Origin of the sequence: Fodinicola acaciae, assembly GCF_010993745.1 — a bacterium.
GTDB lineage: Bacteria > Actinomycetota > Actinomycetes > Mycobacteriales > HKI-0501 > Fodinicola > Fodinicola acaciae.
The window spans coordinates 276,294-295,048 of sequence record NZ_WOTN01000004.1; the positions used below are offsets into that span (position 1 = coordinate 276,294).

Below are 18,755 nucleotides of genomic sequence, written 5' to 3' on the forward strand. Positions count from 1 at the left end.
GATCAGTGGTCGGTGCGGGTGAAGCCGTCGGCCTGCAGGAGCCATGGCTGGCGCTCGGCGTCGGCGACCGTGCGGTAGCCAGCGCGTACGCGGATGCCGTCGACGTAGACGCCGCGGCCCTCTTCCGACGGGTCGGTCTTGTATTGCCACCGTACGAGCGCGGCCGCGGGGATGTCGGCGGTCGCGGTCATCCAGCGCCGGCCGAAGAAGCCGGAGATCTGGCCGTTGTCGTAGGCCTTGCCACCGACCACCGGCGAGCTGACCTTGAACGGCAACGCCGTCCAGGTGGCGCCGTTGTCGGTCGAGACGGTCAGGCTGAGGATGTCCGAGTCGGCCTCGGTGTCCACGAAGAGGTCGAAGTCCAGCCGGCCGGCTTTGGGCACGTCCAGGGTGAGCCCGGACATACGGTTGTCGCCATAGCCGGAGAACCACTCGTCGCGGCCTTCGGCCGGACCGACCGGCAGCGACTCACCGACCAGCCGTGCCGCCGTACGCCGCGCCGGGTTGATCGACGGTCCGCTGCGCACCGGATGCACGCGGTTTGTCAGCAGGATCTCGAAAGTGTGCGACATCGGGTCGATGACGATCGTCGTGCCGGTGAAGCCGGTGTGGCCCGCGGTGGTCGGGCTGGACAGGGCGTCCATGTACCACCGGTGGTTGAGCTCGAAACCGAGGCCGTGCTGCGCCTCCGGATCGGTGAAACCGGGGTTGAAGTTGGTGAACAGCATCTTCACCGACTTCTCCGCCAGAATGCGGTGGCCACGATACGTGCCGCCGTTGAGCAGTGTCTGGGCCAGAATCGCCAGGTCGTCCACCGTGGAGAAAAGGCCGGCATGGCCGGAAACACCGCCGAAGGACCACGCGTTTTCGTCGTGCACGCTTCCCCACACGATGCCGCGCGGCGGGTTCGCCTCGTATTCGGTGGCGGCGATCCGCGGCTTGAGCGAGGCCGGCGGGTTGTACATGGTGTCCTTCATGCCGAGCGGGCCGGTGATCCGCTCGCGGACCAGCTGGTCGAGCTTCTTGCCGGTGACCCGCTCGGCCAGCACACCGAGGTTGATCATGTTCAGGTCGGAGTAGAGATAGAACGTGCCGGGCGCGTGCGTCAGTTTCGCGCGTACGGCCGCGTCGATCCGCGAGGCCGGGTCGGGATAGGTGCTCCACAGCGGCAGCCAGGCCGGAAAACCGGACGTGTGCGTCAGCAGCATCCGTACGGTCACGTCCTGCTTGCCATTGTCGGCGAACTCCGGCACATATTGCGCGACCGGCGTCTCCAGGCCGATCTTGCCGCTCTGGATCAGCTGCACGATCACGATCGAGGTGAACAGCTTGGTCATGCTGGCCAGGTCGTAGATCGTGTTCGTGCGCGCCGGAATCTGCTGCTCCGGCGGCAGCTCGTTGGTCGCGTCGGCGTATTTCACCGCCGATCCGATGGCCTCCTTGTCGACCAGCACACCGTCGTGGCCGACGATCCAGCTGGCCCCGGGAAACAGCGGGAACCCGTTGGCCTGCTTGGCAAGGTAGGCGCTCAGCTGCGGCCGCAGCTGGTCGATCTCGCTCGCGGTCAGGCCGGCCCGCGCCGGACTGCCGGTGCGCAGGGTCGTCCACGGCGAGGCGAAACCGCCGTATGGCTGGTCGAATCCGCGATGGAACCCGTACGCGCTGGCCGGCTGCGCGCCGCTCAGTGTCGCGGAAACCGCGGTGGTCACACCGATCGCGAGCGCCGCGACGCGAACAATGCTTCGTCTCATCGAGACCGTCCTCCGTAGAGTAGGTACGGCGCGCGCTGTCGGTTGAAAGCGGCGACCTCGGGTTTCCAGGAGGCGACGATCTCGGCCACCTCCGCGCCGGCGTCGATCTGCGAGCGCAGCCGGTCCGAGCCGGACAACAGATCGAGCCAGTACTGGCTGCCGCTGTGCACCCAGCTGAAGTTCGGGTATTTCCGCGCCTCGATCAGCATCGCGACCGCCGTCTCGATCGCGCGGAAACGGTGCGGGTCGGTCACCGTGACCTCCACACCGGCGCAGGTTTTGCCCGCCTGGTCCTCGAAACTCGGCACGAAGTAGGCCTCGCGGAAGCGTACGCCCGGCAGTTTCCTGGCGTTGAGCCGGTCGCCGAACTTGTAGTCCAGGTCCGGCGAGCCGATGAACTCGAACGGCCGGGTGGTGCCGCGACCTTCGGACAGCGGTACGGCTTCGAAATAGCAGGTGCCGACGTACACCTGCGCGGTTTGCTGCGTCGGCATGTTCGGCGACGGCGGGACCCACGGCACGCCGGTCTCGGTGGCGAGCATGTTGGCGCGCCAGCCGGTGCACCGGATCACCGACAGGTTCTTTCCGAGTTTCGCGCCGACTTCGGCCTGCAGGAACTCACCGTCGTAGAACCGCGCCAACTCGCCGACGGTCATGCCGTGGCGCTGCACGATCTGTTTGAGGCCCACGCCGGAGGTGAACCCCGGTCGCATCAACGGACCGTCGGCCTCGCCGCCGACCGGGTTCGGCCGGTCGAGGACGACGTATTTCCGCCCGGTCGCGGCGGCCGCGGCCATCGAGTTGTAGAGAGTCCAGATATAGGTGTAAAAACGGGCGCCGACATCCTGGATGTCGAAGATGACCGTCTCGACGCCGGCCTTGTCGAAGAGCGTCTTGAACTTGTTGATGTTGGCGCCGTACGCGTCGTAGACGGTCAGTCCGGTCCGCGCGTCGGTGCCGGTCCCCTCCGAGCCGCCGGCCTGCGCGCTGCCGCGGAAACCGTGCTCCGGACCGAAAACTCCGGCGATGGTCAGCTTCTTGTTGGTGACCATCGAGTCGACGATGTGGCTGTAGTCCGGCAGCACGCCGGTCGGGTTGGAGATCACGCCGAGCTTCTGCCCGGCGAACATCGACCAGTTGGCGGCGGCCGCGACCTCCGCTCCGGTGCGTACGCGTCCCCAGCCGGGCAACCCGGCGGCCGCCGGCAACGCCGGCGCGGCGACCGCACCGGTGACGCCGACCGCGCCACCGACCGCTGCGCCGAGCACGGCCCTTCGACCCAGTCCTGCCATCACAATCCTCCCACTGGTACGGAAAGGTCGGCGAGCATCGGCCGGTGATCGGACGCCGTTGTCGCCAGAAAGCTGTCCGGGACGACCGCGTGCCGCGCCGTGATGCCGGCCGAGGCGGCCACGTAGTCGATCCGGATCGTCGGTGTGCCGGCCGGATAGGTGAAGCCGGCGGCCGTGCCGTAGGTGTCGGTGAGCCGCGTCCACAGTGGAGCGATCTCCGGTGCGGTCGGCGCGGCGTTGAAGTCGCCGATCAGCAGCTGCCGCGCGTTTTTCCGGTCCTCGGCAAGGATTTTCAGCGTGTCGGCGACCTGCATCCGGCGTACGGCCGGGTCCGAGCGATAGTCCAGATGCGTCACGTACGCGTGCACCAGCGTGCCCGGCGTCGCGATCACCGCCTCGCCGAAACCGGGCGCCGGTTTCGGCGTCGGATTCGGCTCCTGCGTCGACAGCCTGGTCAGCTCGTGGTTGGTGAACGAGACGATCGGATAGCGCGACAGGATCGCCACGCCGAACTCGCGCCGCGGCTGACCGGCGGCCGGTGGGTCGAGCGAGTAGATCGGCGCGAACCGTACGAACATGTGCAGCCGGCGGCCGAGTGCGGTGGCGGTGTCGTCCCAGTTGCTGCGCGCACCCCAGTGCACGTCAACCTCTTGCAGGCCAACGACATCGGCGTGCGTCGACGCGATCGCCGCCGCCGTACGCGACAGGTCATAGACGTTGTCCTCGCCCGCGCCGGCGTGGATGTTGTAAGACAACACCCGCAACGGCACGGAAAACCCGTGCGCCGACGCGCTCGCCGGCGCCAGGCCGACGACAATCAGCAGTGACAGCAGGAAAACGGCGGCGCGTTTCACCATGAGAGTCCAAGACCGTAGGGATAGAGCGGCTTGTCGACGTCGCCGGCGGTCGGGATCGCGACCGGCAGCTTGCCGGCCGGCCTGACCTCGCCGAACAGCACGCGGGCGAGTGATTCCATCGACCCGGCGCCATAGGAGAAGGTGGCCAGATAGGTCTGCGCCTCGGTGAGATACGCGATGTCGTACGGATCGCGCACCGCCACCACGACGACCGGCTTACCGGTCGCGATCAGGTGATGGACCAACTTTTGTTGCCGGCCATCGGGATCGGTCGGCGTACCGGTCGGATTGGTGACCTTCGTGTCGAACGCCTTCATGGTCAGCACAACGGTGAGATCTGACCCCTGCGCGGCATCGACGGCGGTGGCGATCGACGTGTCGGCAGGTGTCGCGCCGGTCTCCACGACCCGCGTCGTGGCACCGCGTTTTCCAAGCGCACCAGCCAAAGCCGGCAGCGTGCTCGCACCCCAGCCGGTCACCAGGACCTTGCGGGCGCCGGTTGTCAGCGGCAACAGCTTCGCGTCGTTCTTGATCGCCGTGACCGTGCGATCGGTGATCGCCTGCGCGGCCGCCAGATGCGCCGGCGTGCCGACCACCTGCGGCACGCGCGAGGCGTCCACGTACGGCCGGGTCAGCACGCCCTGCTTGAGTTTCAGCAGCAGGATGCGGAAAACCGACTGGTCGATCCGGCTCTCGGTGAGCTCGCCGGAGCGTACGGCGGCCAGCACGGCGTTGTACGCCACGTCCAGGTCCGGCGGGTTCAACAGCATGTCGACGCCGGCTTTCAGGGCCAGCACCGGCACGCGCGCATCGCCGTATTTCTGCCGTACGCCGGCCATTCCGAGCGAGTCGGTGGCGATCACGCCGCGGAAACCGAGCTCACCGCGCAGGATGCCGGTCAGGATCGGCTTGGACAGCGTGGCCGGATCGCCGGAGTTGTCCAGCGCCGGCACCTGGATGTGCGCGGTCATGATCGCGTCGATGCCGCTGGCGATCGCCGCCTTGAACGGCGGAGCGTCGATCTGTTCCCACTGTTGGCGCGTGTGGTTGATGACCGGAAAGCCGTAATGGCTGTCGACCGCGGTGTCGCCGTGCCCGGGGAAGTGCTTGGCGGTGGCGGAAATCCGCGCGTCTCGCTGATATCCGGTGACCTGAGCGGACACCATCGACGACACCAGCTGCGGGTCGGATCCGAAGGAGCGTACGCCGATCACCGGGTTGAGCGGGTTGACGTTGACGTCGGCGACCGGCGCGAAGTCCTGTGTGACGCCGACGGCCTTCAGCTCCTGGCCCTGGATCCGCGCGGTCGTACGCGCGTCGGTGGCACTGCGTCCGGCGCCGGTGGCCATGTTGCCGGGAAACTGCGTCGCCGGCGGTCCGATCCGGGCGACGATGCCGCCTTCCTGGTCGATCGAGATCAGCAGCGGCAGGTGCGCGCCGGAGCCGATCGCCGCCCGCTGCAGTCCGTTGGACAGACCGGCGGCCTGCTGCGGACTGTCGACGCTGTGCGTCCAGGCGAAGTAGAGAATGCCGCCAAGGTGGTATTTCTGCACGATCTCGCGCGGCGTCGCGAGGCCGAACTCCTTGACGTTGTCCGGATCGGCGGAGTCGACGGTGCGACCGTACACGTGCGTCGTGAAAAGCTGGCCGACCTTTTCTTCCAGCGTCATGTGGCCAATTGCGGACATCGCGACCGCGGTCGGCGTGTGCGAGGTCGCCGCGGCACCGGTCAGCGGCAACGCGGCCAGCGCGGCCACCACCGCGACCGGCCGCCGGATTTTGTTGTTGGACAGCACAAAACCAGCGCGGAACAAGAATGCCTCCCAGCCGGAAGCAGAGCGACGACGCGGAATACGGCGAGGAAACTAAATTCCTCTACGTGCGAGACGTTCGAAAGCTACCTTCAGCGGTGCCGGCGGTCAATGACAGCGCCGGGCAGAATCACCTAACTTGTCCCGAAATAGAGCAGAAAATCGCGGATGTCAGCCGGCGTTCGTCCGGATGGTCGTCGCCATCGCGGAAAGCAGCGTACGGTCGGCAACCGGTCCTTCCACCACGACCGCGTAGTGATACGGCGAATCGTCAAATTTGGTGAAACGCGAGAGCGCGGCGAAATAGCTGGCCGACGACTGCGTTTCCGCGGTCGCGGTGTCGATGTCGACCTGCACCAGCCGGCGCACCTCGCCGAACCAGGCCACCTGCCAGTCCACCGTCAGCACGTTGCGGCGCAGGATGTTGCAGTCCTCCGGGCACGGCCGCCAGACCAGCCGCAGCCGGTCGGTCACCTTGGCCGGGTCGGAGCTGTTGGCGCACTCGTAGCTGAACACACCGAGCCCGGCGCCGTCCGGCTGGCACGTCCAGGTCGCCGGCAGCACGACGTCGAACGGCAGCGCCGGCAGGGCGTCCGCGTTGACCGCCGCTGTGCCGGGAAGGCTCGGCGATCCGGACGGCGACGGGCGGTCGCTCGGTGTCGGCGAGGGAGTCGGAGAGGGCGTCGGCGACGGCGTCGGCCGGCTGGAGGTCGCCGGAGCCGTGGTCGGCTGGCTCGCCGGCCGCGACAGCGCGTACCAGCCGATGCCGGCGAGGACCACGACCGCCACGGCGGCCGCTGCGAGGACGATCCACCGGCGGTTCATCGCTGCGCCTGCATCCGGATGTCGTTGACGATCTGCTGCATGAGGACGGTGTCGGCGACCGGACCGTCGATCGCCACCGCCACCTGCATCCGCGCCTTGTCGTTGTTTGCCCTGGCGATCAGCGAGACCCACAGGTGATAGCGCGCGGCGGCGGTCACCTGCGCGTACTGCGCCGCCATGTCGGCGACCGTCCAGGACACACCGGCCGGCGGAGCCCACGCGGCTGGCCAGCCGTGCCGCGCCAGCTGGTCGCGTACGGCCGTGCCGCAGCCGTTGACGCAGTCACGGGCCATGATCCGCAGCTGGATGGTGAACGTCGTCGCGCCGCTGTTCACGCAGTCGGCGCGTACGCCGTAGCTCGCGTCGGTGGTCAGCGGCACGCAGACCCAGCCACCCGGCAGCTTGAACGCGAAGGGCAGGTTGAGGTCATTGCGTACGCCGACCTTGGCGTTGTCCGGGAACACCGGACCGACCAGCGGTTGCAGGCGTGCCGGCGGCGTCCATTTCGCCGGCTTGTTGGTCGGCGTGTAGCCCACGAACGGCGGCGACGGACTCATGGACGGCTCCGGCACGGCTCGTACGATGTCGGACGGCCGCTCGATGGCGGAGTGGACCAGCGCGCCGGAGAAGTACGCGATGGTCAGCACCAGCACCGCGATAACCGCCGGCACCACCAGCTTCGCCGGCTTAATCACGGCCCACCGCCACCCGCGACAGCGCCTGCTGCGCGAGCAGCGTGGCCGTCCGGTCGGTCAGCTTCTGGGACGCGGCGACGACCGTGTAGCGGACCGTCACGATGTCCTTGCCGGCGCGCGCCACCACCCTGGAGGTGACCGGGTCGTTGCCGCCTTTGACGCCGTGCGTCAGATAACCCTCGTCGCCGACGCCGGAGATCAGGTGATAGGCGGCGCTGCGGTGGTCGACCTGCCGGTCGTACGCAAGCATCGCCTCAGCGTGCGCGACGGCGTCGCTGCCCCGATAGCGGTTGACGATGACCGAGAGGTCGGCCCGCGGCGTCTGCCGCGGCACGTTCGGGCCGGTCGCCACGTGGCAGGTGACGCTCGAATACTGGTCGGTGACCGGCTTGTTGTCGGCCTTCTGGATGCCGGCCTCGGGGACCAGCTGGTTGAGCAGCTCGCGCCCGATCGCCCGGCAGAGGCTGGTCGGCAGCGGGATGTCGGCGGCGACCACCGACTGACCGACCGGGTTGGTCAACCATCCGAGTCCGAACATCGCCGCGACGCCGACACCGGTCACGATGACACGCATCGGAACGCCGCTGACTCGGATGACTCCTCCCCTCGGTTCAGAGGGTGTCTGGACACTGTGGTGGCCGAGAGTCGAGATCCAAACGCCGCTCTGCCGGTGTTTGGGCTCGGCTATCGGTTGCCACAGTGTCCAGACACCCTCCTACCTGCCGAATTCTAGGGTGGCTGCTGTCATCGCCTGTCCGGAGCCCTGCGCAACGGCGATCTTTTGCCGGATGATCGTTGGTATGAAAGAGCGTCTGGTGGTCATCGGCGGCGACGCCGGAGGCATGGCGGCGGCCTCGCAGGCGCGCCGGATGCGCGGACCGGAGGAGCTGGAGATCGTCGCGCTGGAGCGCGGCGACTACACCTCATACTCCGCGTGCGGCATTCCGTACTGGGTCGGCGACCAGGTCGCCGCCGGCCCCGGCTCGCTGGTCGCGCGCGATCCGCAGACGTTCCGCGACAAGTTCGCCGTGGACGTACGGCTGCGCCACCGCGTCACCAGCATCGACCTGTCCGCCGGCCTGGTCGGCGTGAGCGACGACGGCACCGGTGCCGAGCTGGCGCTGCCGTACGACCATCTGATGATCGCGACCGGCGCCGAGCCGGTCCGGCCGCCGTGGTTCACCCGGCAGATCGAGGACGAGGTCGACGGCATCCACTTCGCGCAGACGCTGCCGCAGGGCGCCGACCTGCGCGACGACCTCGAGGTGGTGCCCGGAGGCCGCGCGGTGATCTGCGGCGGCGGCTACATCGGCGTCGAGATCGCCGACGCGCTGCTGCGCCGCGGCATGGACGTGACGGTCGTCCAGCGCTCCGCCGAGATCATGACGGCGTTGGATCCGGACATCGCCGCCGAGCTGCGCGTCGCGATGGAGAAGGCCGGCGTGACCGTACGCACCGGAAACGCGGCGACCGGCGTCAAGCACCGCGACGGCCGGGTCGCCGCCGTGCTTCTTGAGGACGGCACCGAGGACGGCACCGAGCTGGCCGCCGACCTGGTCGTGCTCGGCCTCGGCGTGCGTCCACGCACGTCCATCGCCGCGACGGCCGGCCTGGAGCTCGGCGTGTCCGGTGGTCTGGTGACCGACGAGCAGCAGCGCGTACGCCGTGCCGGTCAGGTCCTCGAGCGGGTCTACGCGGCCGGCGACTGCACCGAGGTCTGGCACCGCGTACTCGGGCGGCACGCGTTCATCCCGCTCGGCACGCACGCCAACAAGCAGTCACGGGTCGCCGGCATCACCATCGGCGGCGGCGCGGCGTCCTTCGCCGGCGCGGTCGGCACGGCCATCACCGGCTTCTGGAGCGGCGACATCGAGGTGGAGGTCGGCCGCACCGGCCTGAGCTGCCGCGAGCTCAGCGCCGAGGGCCGGCCGTACGTGGAGGCCACCATCCACGGCACCGCGATCTCCGGCTACATGCCGTCGCCGCCGTCGGTGACCTGCCGCCTGGTCGCCGACCCCGCGAGCGGCGTCATCCTCGGCGGCCAGCTCATCGGCGGCCGCGGCGTCGCCAAGCGGATCGACGCGGTCTCGCTGGCTGTCTGGCACAAGCTGGCCGCCGCCGACCTGGTCGACGCCGACCTGGGTTACTGCCCGCCGCTGTCGCCGACCTGGGACCCGATCCAGATCGCCGCCCGCAAGCTGCTGGCCAAGCTCGGCTAGCTCGGGAAAATCGGTTGGGAGCTGGCTGGCCGCGGTTGTACGGTGCCGGCATGGCGAGTCCAGAGGCGTCCAGAAGCTAGCCACCGAGCCGTCGGTGGCCTGTTCCATCCCCGTACGGCTCAGACGTCTGTCGATCTCCTGCCTACGCAAGGACTCCGCCGTGCATCCGGTCCTGACTCCGGCCGTCCCCGATCCACCTCGCTCCGTAGTCCCTCATTCACCTCGGACTATGGGAGCGACGACATGGCATCTTCCGGTTTCCGGAGAAAATCCCGATCCAGAACGAAAAGCCGGCGCGCACACTGGAAGGCCACCGCGCCGGCCGTGACGACGTGCGCCGAGTGCGGCAACGCCAGGCGACCGCACCACGCCTGCCCGCACTGCGGCACCTACCAAGGCCGCACCGCGGTCTGAGAGACAGCGCTATGGTGGGGTTCCGTCCGGTGCCGGCAGGCGGCGTTTGGGCTCGGCTATCGCGTGCCTCGGTTCCCCAACAGTCTCTGAGACGTGGCGTACGCGACGAGGTGTGGCGGGACGGTGGCCGGTAGGGTTGGCGCTGGTTGGCCCGGCTGGCCGGGTCGTACGCGGATCGTATCTGGTTCGATACAGAGGAGCGGTTGCAATGCCTGTCGCCACGCCCGAGGTCTACGCGGAGATGTTCGACCGCGCGAAGGACGGCTCCTTCGCGTATCCGGCGATCAACGTCACCTCGTCGCAGACGCTCAACGCCGCCATCCGCGGCTTCGCCGAGGCCGAGAGCGACGGCATCGTGCAGGTGTCGACCGGCGGCGCCGAATACCTCTCCGGCCCGACCGTCAAGGACATGGTGACCGGAGCGACCGCGCTCGCAGAGTACGCGCACGTGGTGGCCAAGCAGTATGGGGTCAACATCGCGCTGCACACGGACCACTGTCCGAAGGACAAGCTCGACGGGTTCGTACGGCCGCTGCTGGCGATCTCCGCCGAGCGCGTCAAGAACGGCCAGGAGCCGCTGTTCCAGTCGCACATGTGGGACGGCTCCGCGGTGCCGCTCGAGGAGAACCTGGAGATCGCCAAGGAGCTGCTGGCGCAGGCCGCCGCGGCCAAGATCATCCTGGAGATCGAGGTCGGCGTGGTCGGCGGCGAGGAGGACGGCGTCGCCAACGAGATCAACGAAAAGCTCTACACCACGGCCGACGACGGCCTCAAGACCGTCGAGGCGCTGGGCACCGGCGAGCACGGCCGCTATCTGACCGCGCTCACCTTCGGCAACGTGCACGGCGTCTACAAGCCGGGCAACGTCAAGCTGCGGCCGGAGATCCTCAACGAGATCCAGCAGGCGGTCGGCCAGAAGGTCGGCAAGGACAAGCCGTTCGACCTGGTCTTCCACGGCGGCTCCGGATCGCTGCCGGAGGAGATCTCGGCCGCGGTCAGCTACGGCGTGGTGAAGATGAACGTCGACACCGACACGCAGTACGCCTTCACCAGGCCGGTCGTCGAGCACATGTTCCGCAACTACGACGGCGTGCTCAAGATCGACGGCGAGGTCGGCAACAAGAAGCAGTACGACCCGCGCGCGTGGGGTAAGTCGGCCGAGGCCGGCATGGCGGCCCGGGTCGTCGAGGCCTGCCAGAACCTCAACTCCGCGGGGACCTCGTTGAAGAAGTAGTGAAGGTGCGCAAACCGGAGACGGAGCAGCTCTACGCGGACGAGTTCCGGGTCTTCCTGGAAAACCGCTATGCCGTGCTGCTCCGTTTCGGCTATCTGCTGACCGGCGACCTCGCCGAGGCCGAGGAGCTGCTCGACTCGGTGCTCGCCAACGCGCGCCGCCACTGGCATTTCGTCCGCTATGCCGGCGCGGAGGTGCACGTACGCAAGCGGCTGCTGACCCTCGCGCTGGCCTCCTGGTGGCGGGTTTTGCTCGGCAGCAGGCGAAAGAAGTACGCGCCGCCGCGCGCCGAGGTCACCGCGCCGGACGACGAGACGGCCGCGATGTGGCAGCGGCTCGCCGGCCTGCCACGGCTGCAACGCGCCATCTTGGTGTTGCAGTATGACGAAAACCTGCCACTGCCGGGGATCAGCGAGATCGTCGGCCTGCCGCCGAAGCGGATCACCAGGCTGGCCACCGAGGCACTCCACCGGCTGGAAACGGCATGAACGACGGCATGAACGAGGTGGAGCAGCAGTCCGCCACCGAATCGTTGCTGCGTAAGACCTTCGCGGCGCGTACGCCGGTGGTGCCGGTCGACCCGCATCCGGCGATCCACCGGCACGACCGGCGACAGCGCCGGTTTTTCGCGGTGACACTGGCAAGTGTGCTCGCCGTCGCCGCGCTCGCCGTCGGCGTCCCGGCCGCGGTCACCGCGCTGTCACGGCAACCGGAGGTGTCGCTGGCGACGCCGGCCGCCGGCAGTGGCCTGATTCCGTGGCGTGCGCGCGGCGACCGGATCAGTGACACGGCCGCGATCACCACCGCGCAGCGCGCGTGGTCGCGCCGGACCGAGGCCGACCCGGCCGTACGAGACGTGCACCTGCTCTATGCCGCGTCGTCGTCCGACGGCGTTTTGGTCGTGCTGCAGGGATTCGACAAGGACGGCGAGGCAAACGCCGCGCTCGCGCGCTATGCCGCCGGCGGCGCGTACGTCGAGTGGAGCGGCCTGGTGCCGAAGGTGGCGCCACTCGCGCTGCTGTTCCCCGAAGGTCTGATCGGCCAGCGCATGCTGCTGGATCCGCGATTTGCCAGCAGTGGCACCAAAATCACCATCCGCGAGGACCGTGGCGCCGGCCAGGACGGCGGCTTCACGCTGCCGGTCGCTGCCGACGGCCTGTCCGGCGTCATCCCTCCGCGCGGCGGCGCGCTGCCGACCAACGACTCGTTCGACTACGACGTTTCCGTACAACGCAACGGTAGGCAGCAGCCGGTCGCCTCCGGGTCGGCCGCTTTTGGCTCTCTGATTGGCACTCCGACACCGGTGACGGTCGCGCCTCCACCGGCCGGCTGGACCGGCGACGGCATTCCGTCCGGCCGGATGCTGGCGCTGGCCGAGAAAGCGCGCCGGCAGCTCGGTGTCGGCACGTTGACCGTCGCCGAGCTGGGTCGCTTCACTCCGGTCACCATCGGCCGCGGCGAAGTCGCCGGCGAGGCGTTGCTGGCAACCTCCGGCGATCGCCGTTGGCTGGTCACCGGCTTTGCCATCAACGAAAACCTGACCTGCGTACGGACGACGCCGGTCACCACCGTCACGATCGTCGCGGCGGCCTGCCAAAACGCGGTCATGGCTTCGGCGGCAGCTCCTGCTTCCACGCTGTGGCTGGGAAACACGCGGCTCGGCAACGCGTCCGTCACCGCCGCCGACCCCGGCGGCAGCCGCCAGCTTCAGGCTCGTACGGCCACCGGCCAGGTGGTCGCCACCGCGACCGTCACGTCCTAGTGGTCTGTCTGCAGTCCGTCCATCAGGAGGTTGAGCAGGCGAGCCGCCATCGCCGCACGCTCCGGTGAGCCGGCCACGGTGAAGATGCCGATGAGAGCGGCGGCGATGTCTTCGGCGGAAACGTCGGCTCGGAGTTCTCCGCTCGTACGGCCCGCCTCGAGGATGTGGTCGATGGCCGCGAGCAGCTCGGTCCGGGTGTGAGCATGTGCGATCTCGCCGGATTCGATCATCGCGAGCAACGTGTCGAGCATGCCGTTCTTGGTCGCGATCCAGTCTCCGAACAGGTCCATCCAGCGCCGCAGCGCTGCCGGCGGGTCGAGGTGAGTGAGCAGCTCGCCGGCACTTGCGGTGAGCCGCGAGACCTGGCCCCGGTAGACCGCGTCGACCAGCGACTCGCGGGTGGGGAAGTGCCGGTAAAGAGTGGCGATGCCGACCCCGGCCTCGTTGGCGATCGCGCGCATCGACGGCTCGGTCTCGGCCGAAGCGAACAAGCGGGTCGCGGCGACCAGCAGGTGTTCGCGGTTGCGGGTCGCGTCGGCGCGGGGCCTCCGGGTCACGGCAGGAGCCAAAGCGGATCACGCTCCACTTGTGCTAGGTTGAGGTCAGGCAAAACGAAGCGTAGTCCGTTTACGCTTCACGGACCGCTCCAGGAGGCAGCCGCGCATGAACGAATCGAGCATCGCCACCGGCCGGGCCGTCCAGTTTGAGTCATTCGGCGGACCGGAGGCACTGAGCATCCGCGAAGTGCCCGTGCCACGCGCCGGCTTGGGGCAGATCCGCGTGCGGGTCACCGCGGCCGGCCTGAACCCGATGGACTGGTTCATGACCTCTGACGCGGAGACCGCCGCGCGATTCGGCTTGAGCCTGCCGTGCGGCTTCGGCACCGACTATGCCGGGGTCGTGGATCAGGTCGGCGACGGTGTCAGCGACTTCGTGGTCGGTGACCGGGTCTTTGGTGGCGCCCTGTCGCGCGCGGTCGCGGACTACGTCGTGGTGGATGTGGCGGGGACCATCGTGGACGGCGGCGAGGCGCACCGCACTCCTGACGGCCTCGACGACCGCACCGCTGCCACCCTGACGATTGCCAGCCGTACGGCAGCCGCGGCTCTCGCCGTGGTCAACCCGGGCGCGGGCGACACCGTACTCATCGGCGGCGCGGGAGGCGGAGTCGGCGTGTTCGCCGTCCAGCTCGCGCGCCGCACTGGCGCGCGAGTGATCGGCACGGGGTCGGCGACCTCGGCCGATGCCCTGCGAGCCCTGGGGGCCGAGCCGGTCGCCTATGGGGACGGTCTGGTCGACCGGGTCCGCACGCTGGCTCCCGCCGGCGTCACCGCGGCCATGGACCTGCACGGGACGGACACGGCGTACGCGGCGCGCGAGCTTGGCGTGCCGGACGAGCGCATCACCACCATCGCCGGCCAGCTCGACGGCATCATCCCGGCTAACGGTGCCAACGCAGCGCCGAGCGCCATCGAAGAGATCGCTGGGCTGGTCGCGGCGGGACGGCTCCGGGTGCCGATCGCGGCAAGCTTTCCGGTCGAGCGGATCCGTGCGGCGGTCGAGCTTCAGGCCGGACGGCACGTGCACGGCAAGGTCGTCATCGACCTCTAGAGGCCGCATGGCCCCCATGCTTGCGTTGAACGCAAGCATGGGGGCCATGCGCTCCTACCGTCGTTTGGGCTTCCAGACGACCAGGGCGTTTTGGTTGAGCGGCACCAGATCGCGCCGGTATGACGCGTGTACGGCGGCCTGCACCTCGGCGACCTCGCGGTGCGCGGCCTCCAGCTCGACGACCAGCTCGTGCACGCGTTCCTGCAGCGCGGCCACCTGGTTTTCCAGGTCGATGATCCGCTTGATGCCGGCCAGGTTGACGCCGTCTTCCTGCGACAGCCGGGAAATCGACCGCAACAGCGCCACGTCACGGGTGCTGTAGCGGCGACCGCCGCCGGCCGTCCGGCCCGGCTGCACGAGCCCGAGCCGGTCATACTGTCTCAGCGTCTGCGGATGCATGCCGGCCAGTTGCGCGGCCACCGAGATGACGAAGACCTTGGCGTCTTCCGGCACGCCGATGACATCGTCAGCCATGGCGGTTCACCTCACGCTCCAGGTTGGTCCGCGGGTCCTCGTCGGTGAGCTCCGCGTACGCCTTGAGGGCCTGTTTGGCTTCCTCAGACAGGTTTTTCGGGATCACCACGTCGATGGTGATCAGCAGATCGCCGACGCCGCCTTTCGGCTTGGACACGCCGCGGCCGCGCACGCGAAGCGTACGCCCGCTCGGCGTGCCGGCCGGCACCTTGACGGTGACGGCGCCGTCGAGGGTCGGCACGCGGATCGACGTCCCCATCGCCGCCTCCGGAAACGTGACCGGCACCTTCAGGGTCAGGTCGTCGCCGGTGCGGCCGAACAGCTCGTGCTTGCGTACGTGCGCGATGACGAACAGGTCGCCGGGCGGACCGCCGCGCCGGCCCGGCATTCCCTTGCCGCGGATCCGGATCCGCTGGCCGTCGGTGACACCCGGCGGGATCCGTACGTTGAGCGTGCGGGTCTTGGTGACGCCGCCGGTCCCTCGGCAGGTTGGACACTTCTCGTCCACCACTGTGCCGGCACCCTGACATTCGCGGCACGGCTCGGAAAAGCTGAACGCACCCTGGTCACGGCTCACCAACCCGCTGCCGTGGCAGACCGGACAGGTGCGCGGCGTGGTGCCGGGTTTCGCGCCGGAGCCGTGGCAGGTGTCGCAGACTCCCGGCGAGTTCAGCGTGAGCGGCAGCGTGACGCCGTGCGCGGCTTCGTCGAAGTTGAGCGTGGCCTCGGCCTCGATGTCACCGCCTCGGTTGGGACCGGACGCGCGGCCGCCGCCGCCGAAGACCGAGCCGAACAGGTCGCCGAGTCCGCCGCCGGCCGGACCGGCCGTCGGACCGGCACCACCGCCGGCACCGCGCAGCAGGTCGGACAGGTCGAACGGCATGCCGCCGCCGAAACCGCCGGTGTCGCCGGCCTGCCGGCGAAAAGCGCCGGCGCCGAACAGCGACCGTGCCTCGTCGTATTCCTTGCGCTTGACCGGATCCGACAGCACGCCGTAGGCCTCGGAGACCTCCTTGAACCGGCGCTCGGCCTCCACGTTTCCGGGGTTCTTGTCCGGATGCAGGTCGCGCGCGAGTGCGCGATAGGCCTTCTTGATCTCGTCCTGACTGGCCTTCTTGGAGACGCCCAGCGCCTTGTAGAAGTCCTTTTCCAGCCAGTCCCTCGCACTCACCGAGCGTCCCTCCTCTCCATGTTCGTCTTACTCTTCGTCGGCGGCCGGGACAGCGGCATCCGGGTCGGGACCGGCGACCGGGTCGGCCGGCGCGGCAGCCGGCGCGGCCGGGTCAGCCACCTCCACCATCGCGGCCCGGACCAGCCGCTCGCCGAGCAGATAGCCGGGCCGGAACACGCGTACGCAGGTCGGCTCGGTCACGTCGGCCGACTCCGAGTGCATGACCGCCTCGTGCCGGTTGGGGTCGAAGGGGTCGCCCTTCTCACCGAACGCCACCAACCCGGCCTTGGCCAGCGTGGCCTGCAGCTTCTCGGCGACCGCGGCGAACGCGCCGGTCAGGTCGCCGTGCTCGCGAGCCCGGTCGATGTCGTCGATGACCGGCAGCAACGCGGTCAGCACCGCGGCGGTGGCCTGCTCGCCGGCCACCGCGCGGTCCCGCTCGACCCGGCGGCGATAGTTGGCGTATTCGGCGGTGACCCGCTGCAGGTCCGCCGTACGCTCCTCGAGCTGCTTGCGCACTCCCTCAACCTCAACATCGGCCCTGGCCGGCTCGTCCGCCGCGGTCTCCTGGCCGGCCGACGGCTCGTCGGCCGGCTGCTCGCCCGCTGGCGGACCGCCAGCGGGCTGCTTGGACGTGGCAGCGGTCGGACCGGGTGACGGCCGGCGCGGCTGACCCGTTTCCGGGTCGATGCGCCGGCGGTCCCGTACGACGACCCGCGGCTCCTCCGCCTCCGGCTCACGGCCTTCCGGTGACGTCATGACTTCTTGTCGTCCTCGTCGACGATCTCGGCGTCCACCACGTCGTCAGCGGACTGCGCGCTGCCGCCGGCCTGACCGGTGCTCGCCTGCTGCGCGCCGGCGTCATCGGCGTCGCCGCCGGCGGCGCTGGCCTGCGTGTTGGCGTACATCGCCGCGCCGGCCTCCTGGCTGGCCTTGGCCAGCTTCTCCTGCGCGGACTTGATCGCCTCCAGGTCGGAGCCGCCGAGCGCCGAGCGCAGGTCGCCGAGCGCGTCGTTGATCTCGGTCTTCTTCTCGTCCGGGATCTTGTCGCCGTTCTCGGCGAGGAACTTCTCGGTCTGGTATTGCAGGGACTCGGCCAGGTTGCGGGTCTCCGCCTCCTCGCGGCGCTTCTTGTCCTCCTCAGCGTGCGCCTCGGCGTCGCGCATCATCCGCTCGATGTCCTCCTTCGGCAGCGCGGAGCCACCGGTGATGGTCATCGACTGCTCGCGACCCGTACCCAGGTCCTTGGCGTTGACGTGCACGATGCCGTTGGCGTCGATGTCGAAGGACACCTCGATCTGCGGCACGCCACGCGGCGCCGGCGGCAGGCCGGTCAGCTCGAACATGCCGAGCTTCTTGTTGTACGCCGCCATCTCGCGCTCGCCCTGGTAGACCTGGATCTGCACGCTCGGCTGGTTGTCGTCGGCGGTGGTGAAGACCTCCGACTTCTTGGTCGGGATCGTGGTGTTGCGCTCGATCAGCTTGGTCATCACGCCACCCTTGGTCTCGATGCCGAGGGACAGCGGCGTCACGTCCAGCAGCAGGACGTCCTTGACCTCACCGCGCAGCACACCGGCCTGCAGGGCCGCGCCGACCGCGACGACCTCGTCGGGGTTGACACCCTTGTTCGGCTCCTTGCCGCCGGTCAGCTCCTTCACCAGCTCGGTCACCGCCGGCATCCGGGTCGAACCGCCGACCAGCACCACGTGGTCGATCGCGCTGGTGGAGATGCCGGCGTCCTTGATCGCCTGCTGGAACGGCGCCTGGCAGCGGCGCAGCAGGTCCTCGGTCATCCGCTGGAACTCCGACCGGCTGATCGTCACGTCCAGGTGCAGCGGACCGTCGGCGCCGGCCGTGATGTATGGCAGGTTGATGTTGGTCGACTGCGAGCCGGACAGCTCGATCTTGGCCTTCTCGGCCGCCTCGCGCAGCCGCTGCATCGCCATCTTGTCCTTGGACAGGTCGATGCCGTTCTGGCTGTTGAAGGTCTTGACCAGGTGGTCGACGATCCGCTGGTCCCAGTCGTCGCCGCCGAGGTGGTTGTCGCCGTTGGTGGCCTTCACCTCGATGACGCCGTCGCCGATCTCCAGCAGCGACACGTCGAACGTGCCGCCACCGAGGTCGAAGACCAGGATGGTCTGCTCCTTCTCACCCTTGTCCAGGCCGTACGCGAGCGCCGCCGCGGTCGGCTCGTTGACGATCCGCAGCACGTTCAGGCCGGCGATCTCGCCGGCCTCCTTGGTGGCCTGGCGCTGCGCGTCCTCGAAGTAGGCCGGCACCGTGATGACCGCGTCGGTCACCGGCTCACCGAGATAGGACTCGGCGTCGCGCTTCAGCTTCTGCAGCACCCGCGCGGAGATCTCCTGCGCGGTGTAGTTCTTGCCGTCGATGTCGATCTTCCAGTCGGTCCCCATGTGCCGCTTGACCGACCGGACGGTGCGATCGACGTTGGTGACCGCCTGACGCTTCGCGACCTCGCCGACCAGCACCTCGCCGTTCTTGGCGAAGGCCACGATCGACGGCGTCGTCCGCGAGCCCTCGGCGTTGGCGATGACGGTCGGCTCACCACCTTCCAGCACAGAGACGACCGAGTTCGTCGTACCAAGGTCGATTCCGACCGCACGTGCCATTACTTCCTC

At 68.9% G+C, this 18,755-nt stretch carries 18 protein-coding genes; 6 read left to right on the plus strand and 12 right to left on the minus strand.

Translation table 11 applies throughout. From position 1 onward, the window contains the following. Positions 1-2: 2 nt before the first annotated feature. The 7 genes from GNX95_RS36605 to GNX95_RS36635 all read right to left on the minus strand — a co-directional run bounded on the left by GNX95_RS36605 (position 3) and on the right by GNX95_RS36635 (position 7,805). The gene (locus GNX95_RS36605) at positions 3-1,751 is read right to left on the minus strand and encodes a serine hydrolase domain-containing protein (RefSeq protein WP_163512385.1); all 1,749 of its coding nucleotides are present in this window, start codon (positions 1,749-1,751) and stop codon (positions 3-5) included. After that, positions 1,748-3,043 carry an exo-beta-N-acetylmuramidase NamZ family protein gene (locus GNX95_RS36610; protein WP_163512386.1) on the minus strand — a complete coding sequence of 432 codons (1,296 nt, stop codon included), beginning with the start codon at positions 3,041-3,043 and terminating at the stop codon, positions 1,748-1,750. The genes GNX95_RS36605 and GNX95_RS36610 overlap by 4 nt, the downstream gene beginning before the upstream one ends. After that, positions 3,043-3,897, minus strand: coding sequence for an endonuclease/exonuclease/phosphatase family protein (locus GNX95_RS36615; protein ID WP_222854222.1), 855 nt, complete (start codon positions 3,895-3,897; stop codon positions 3,043-3,045). The genes GNX95_RS36610 and GNX95_RS36615 overlap by 1 nt, the downstream gene beginning before the upstream one ends. Beyond that, positions 3,894-5,714 carry a glycoside hydrolase family 3 protein gene (locus GNX95_RS36620; protein ID WP_222854223.1) on the minus strand — a complete coding sequence of 607 codons (1,821 nt, stop codon included), beginning with the start codon at positions 5,712-5,714 and terminating at the stop codon, positions 3,894-3,896. The genes GNX95_RS36615 and GNX95_RS36620 overlap by 4 nt, the downstream gene beginning before the upstream one ends. Positions 5,715-5,882: 168 nt before the next feature. Continuing rightward, positions 5,883-6,536, minus strand: a complete 654-nt coding sequence (locus GNX95_RS42275) for a hypothetical protein (protein ID WP_187369757.1) — start codon at positions 6,534-6,536, stop codon at positions 5,883-5,885. Beyond that, a complete protein-coding gene (locus GNX95_RS36630) occupies positions 6,533-7,231 on the minus strand; it encodes a hypothetical protein (protein WP_163512388.1) in 699 nt (232 codons plus the stop codon). Before GNX95_RS36630 ends, GNX95_RS42275 begins: the two co-directional genes overlap by 4 nt. Continuing rightward, positions 7,224-7,805 (minus strand): hypothetical protein, encoded by a 582-nt coding sequence (locus GNX95_RS36635; protein ID WP_163512389.1) that lies wholly within the window; start codon positions 7,803-7,805, stop codon positions 7,224-7,226. Before GNX95_RS36635 ends, GNX95_RS36630 begins: the two co-directional genes overlap by 8 nt. Positions 7,806-8,031: 226 nt before the next feature. Between GNX95_RS36635 and GNX95_RS36640 the strand changes: the two genes are divergently transcribed. The 5 genes from GNX95_RS36640 to GNX95_RS36660 all read left to right on the plus strand — a co-directional run bounded on the left by GNX95_RS36640 (position 8,032) and on the right by GNX95_RS36660 (position 12,860). After that, positions 8,032-9,450, plus strand: a complete 1,419-nt coding sequence (locus tag GNX95_RS36640) for an FAD-dependent oxidoreductase (RefSeq protein ID WP_163512390.1) — start codon at positions 8,032-8,034, stop codon at positions 9,448-9,450. A gap of 243 nt (positions 9,451-9,693) precedes the next feature. After that, positions 9,694-9,864 carry a 50S ribosomal protein L32 gene (rpmF, locus tag GNX95_RS36645; RefSeq protein WP_163512391.1) on the plus strand — a complete coding sequence of 57 codons (171 nt, stop codon included), beginning with the start codon at positions 9,694-9,696 and terminating at the stop codon, positions 9,862-9,864. Positions 9,865-10,072: 208 nt separating this feature from the next. Next, on the plus strand, positions 10,073-11,098 hold the full coding sequence (gene fbaA, locus GNX95_RS36650; RefSeq protein WP_163512392.1) for a class II fructose-bisphosphate aldolase: 1,026 nt from the start codon (positions 10,073-10,075) through the stop codon (positions 11,096-11,098). 5 nt (positions 11,099-11,103) lie between these two features. Continuing rightward, positions 11,104-11,586, plus strand: a complete 483-nt coding sequence (locus GNX95_RS36655) for a sigma factor-like helix-turn-helix DNA-binding protein (RefSeq protein ID WP_163512393.1) — start codon at positions 11,104-11,106, stop codon at positions 11,584-11,586. Further along, entirely contained in the window at positions 11,583-12,860 is a 1,278-nt protein-coding gene (locus GNX95_RS36660) for a hypothetical protein (protein WP_163512394.1), read from the plus strand. The genes GNX95_RS36655 and GNX95_RS36660 overlap by 4 nt, the downstream gene beginning before the upstream one ends. On the opposite strand, the gene GNX95_RS36665 is transcribed toward GNX95_RS36660, so the two are convergent. Next, complete coding sequence (locus GNX95_RS36665) at positions 12,857-13,417, minus strand: TetR/AcrR family transcriptional regulator (protein ID WP_425483941.1); 561 nt, start codon at positions 13,415-13,417, stop codon at positions 12,857-12,859. The genes GNX95_RS36660 and GNX95_RS36665 overlap by 4 nt on opposite strands. Before the next feature lie 106 nt (positions 13,418-13,523). Here GNX95_RS36665 and GNX95_RS36670 point away from each other — a divergent pair, with 106 nt between their 5' ends. After that, positions 13,524-14,471, plus strand: coding sequence for an NADP-dependent oxidoreductase (locus GNX95_RS36670; protein WP_163512396.1), 948 nt, complete (start codon positions 13,524-13,526; stop codon positions 14,469-14,471). A gap of 54 nt (positions 14,472-14,525) precedes the next feature. On the opposite strand, the gene GNX95_RS36675 is transcribed toward GNX95_RS36670, so the two are convergent. The 4 genes from GNX95_RS36675 to dnaK are packed head-to-tail and all read right to left on the minus strand — an operon-like array spanning position 14,526 to position 18,746. Next, positions 14,526-14,945 (minus strand): heat shock protein transcriptional repressor HspR, encoded by a 420-nt coding sequence (locus GNX95_RS36675; protein WP_163512397.1) that lies wholly within the window; start codon positions 14,943-14,945, stop codon positions 14,526-14,528. After that, the gene (gene dnaJ, locus GNX95_RS36680) at positions 14,938-16,116 is read right to left on the minus strand and encodes a molecular chaperone DnaJ (RefSeq protein ID WP_163512398.1); all 1,179 of its coding nucleotides are present in this window, start codon (positions 16,114-16,116) and stop codon (positions 14,938-14,940) included. Before dnaJ ends, GNX95_RS36675 begins: the two co-directional genes overlap by 8 nt. Positions 16,117-16,143: 27 nt before the next feature. Continuing rightward, complete coding sequence (grpE, locus tag GNX95_RS36685) at positions 16,144-16,875, minus strand: nucleotide exchange factor GrpE (RefSeq protein WP_163512399.1); 732 nt, start codon at positions 16,873-16,875, stop codon at positions 16,144-16,146. Beyond that, entirely contained in the window at positions 16,872-18,746 is a 1,875-nt protein-coding gene (gene dnaK, locus GNX95_RS36690; protein ID WP_163512400.1) for a molecular chaperone DnaK, read from the minus strand. Before dnaK ends, grpE begins: the two co-directional genes overlap by 4 nt. Positions 18,747-18,755 lie beyond the last annotated feature (9 nt).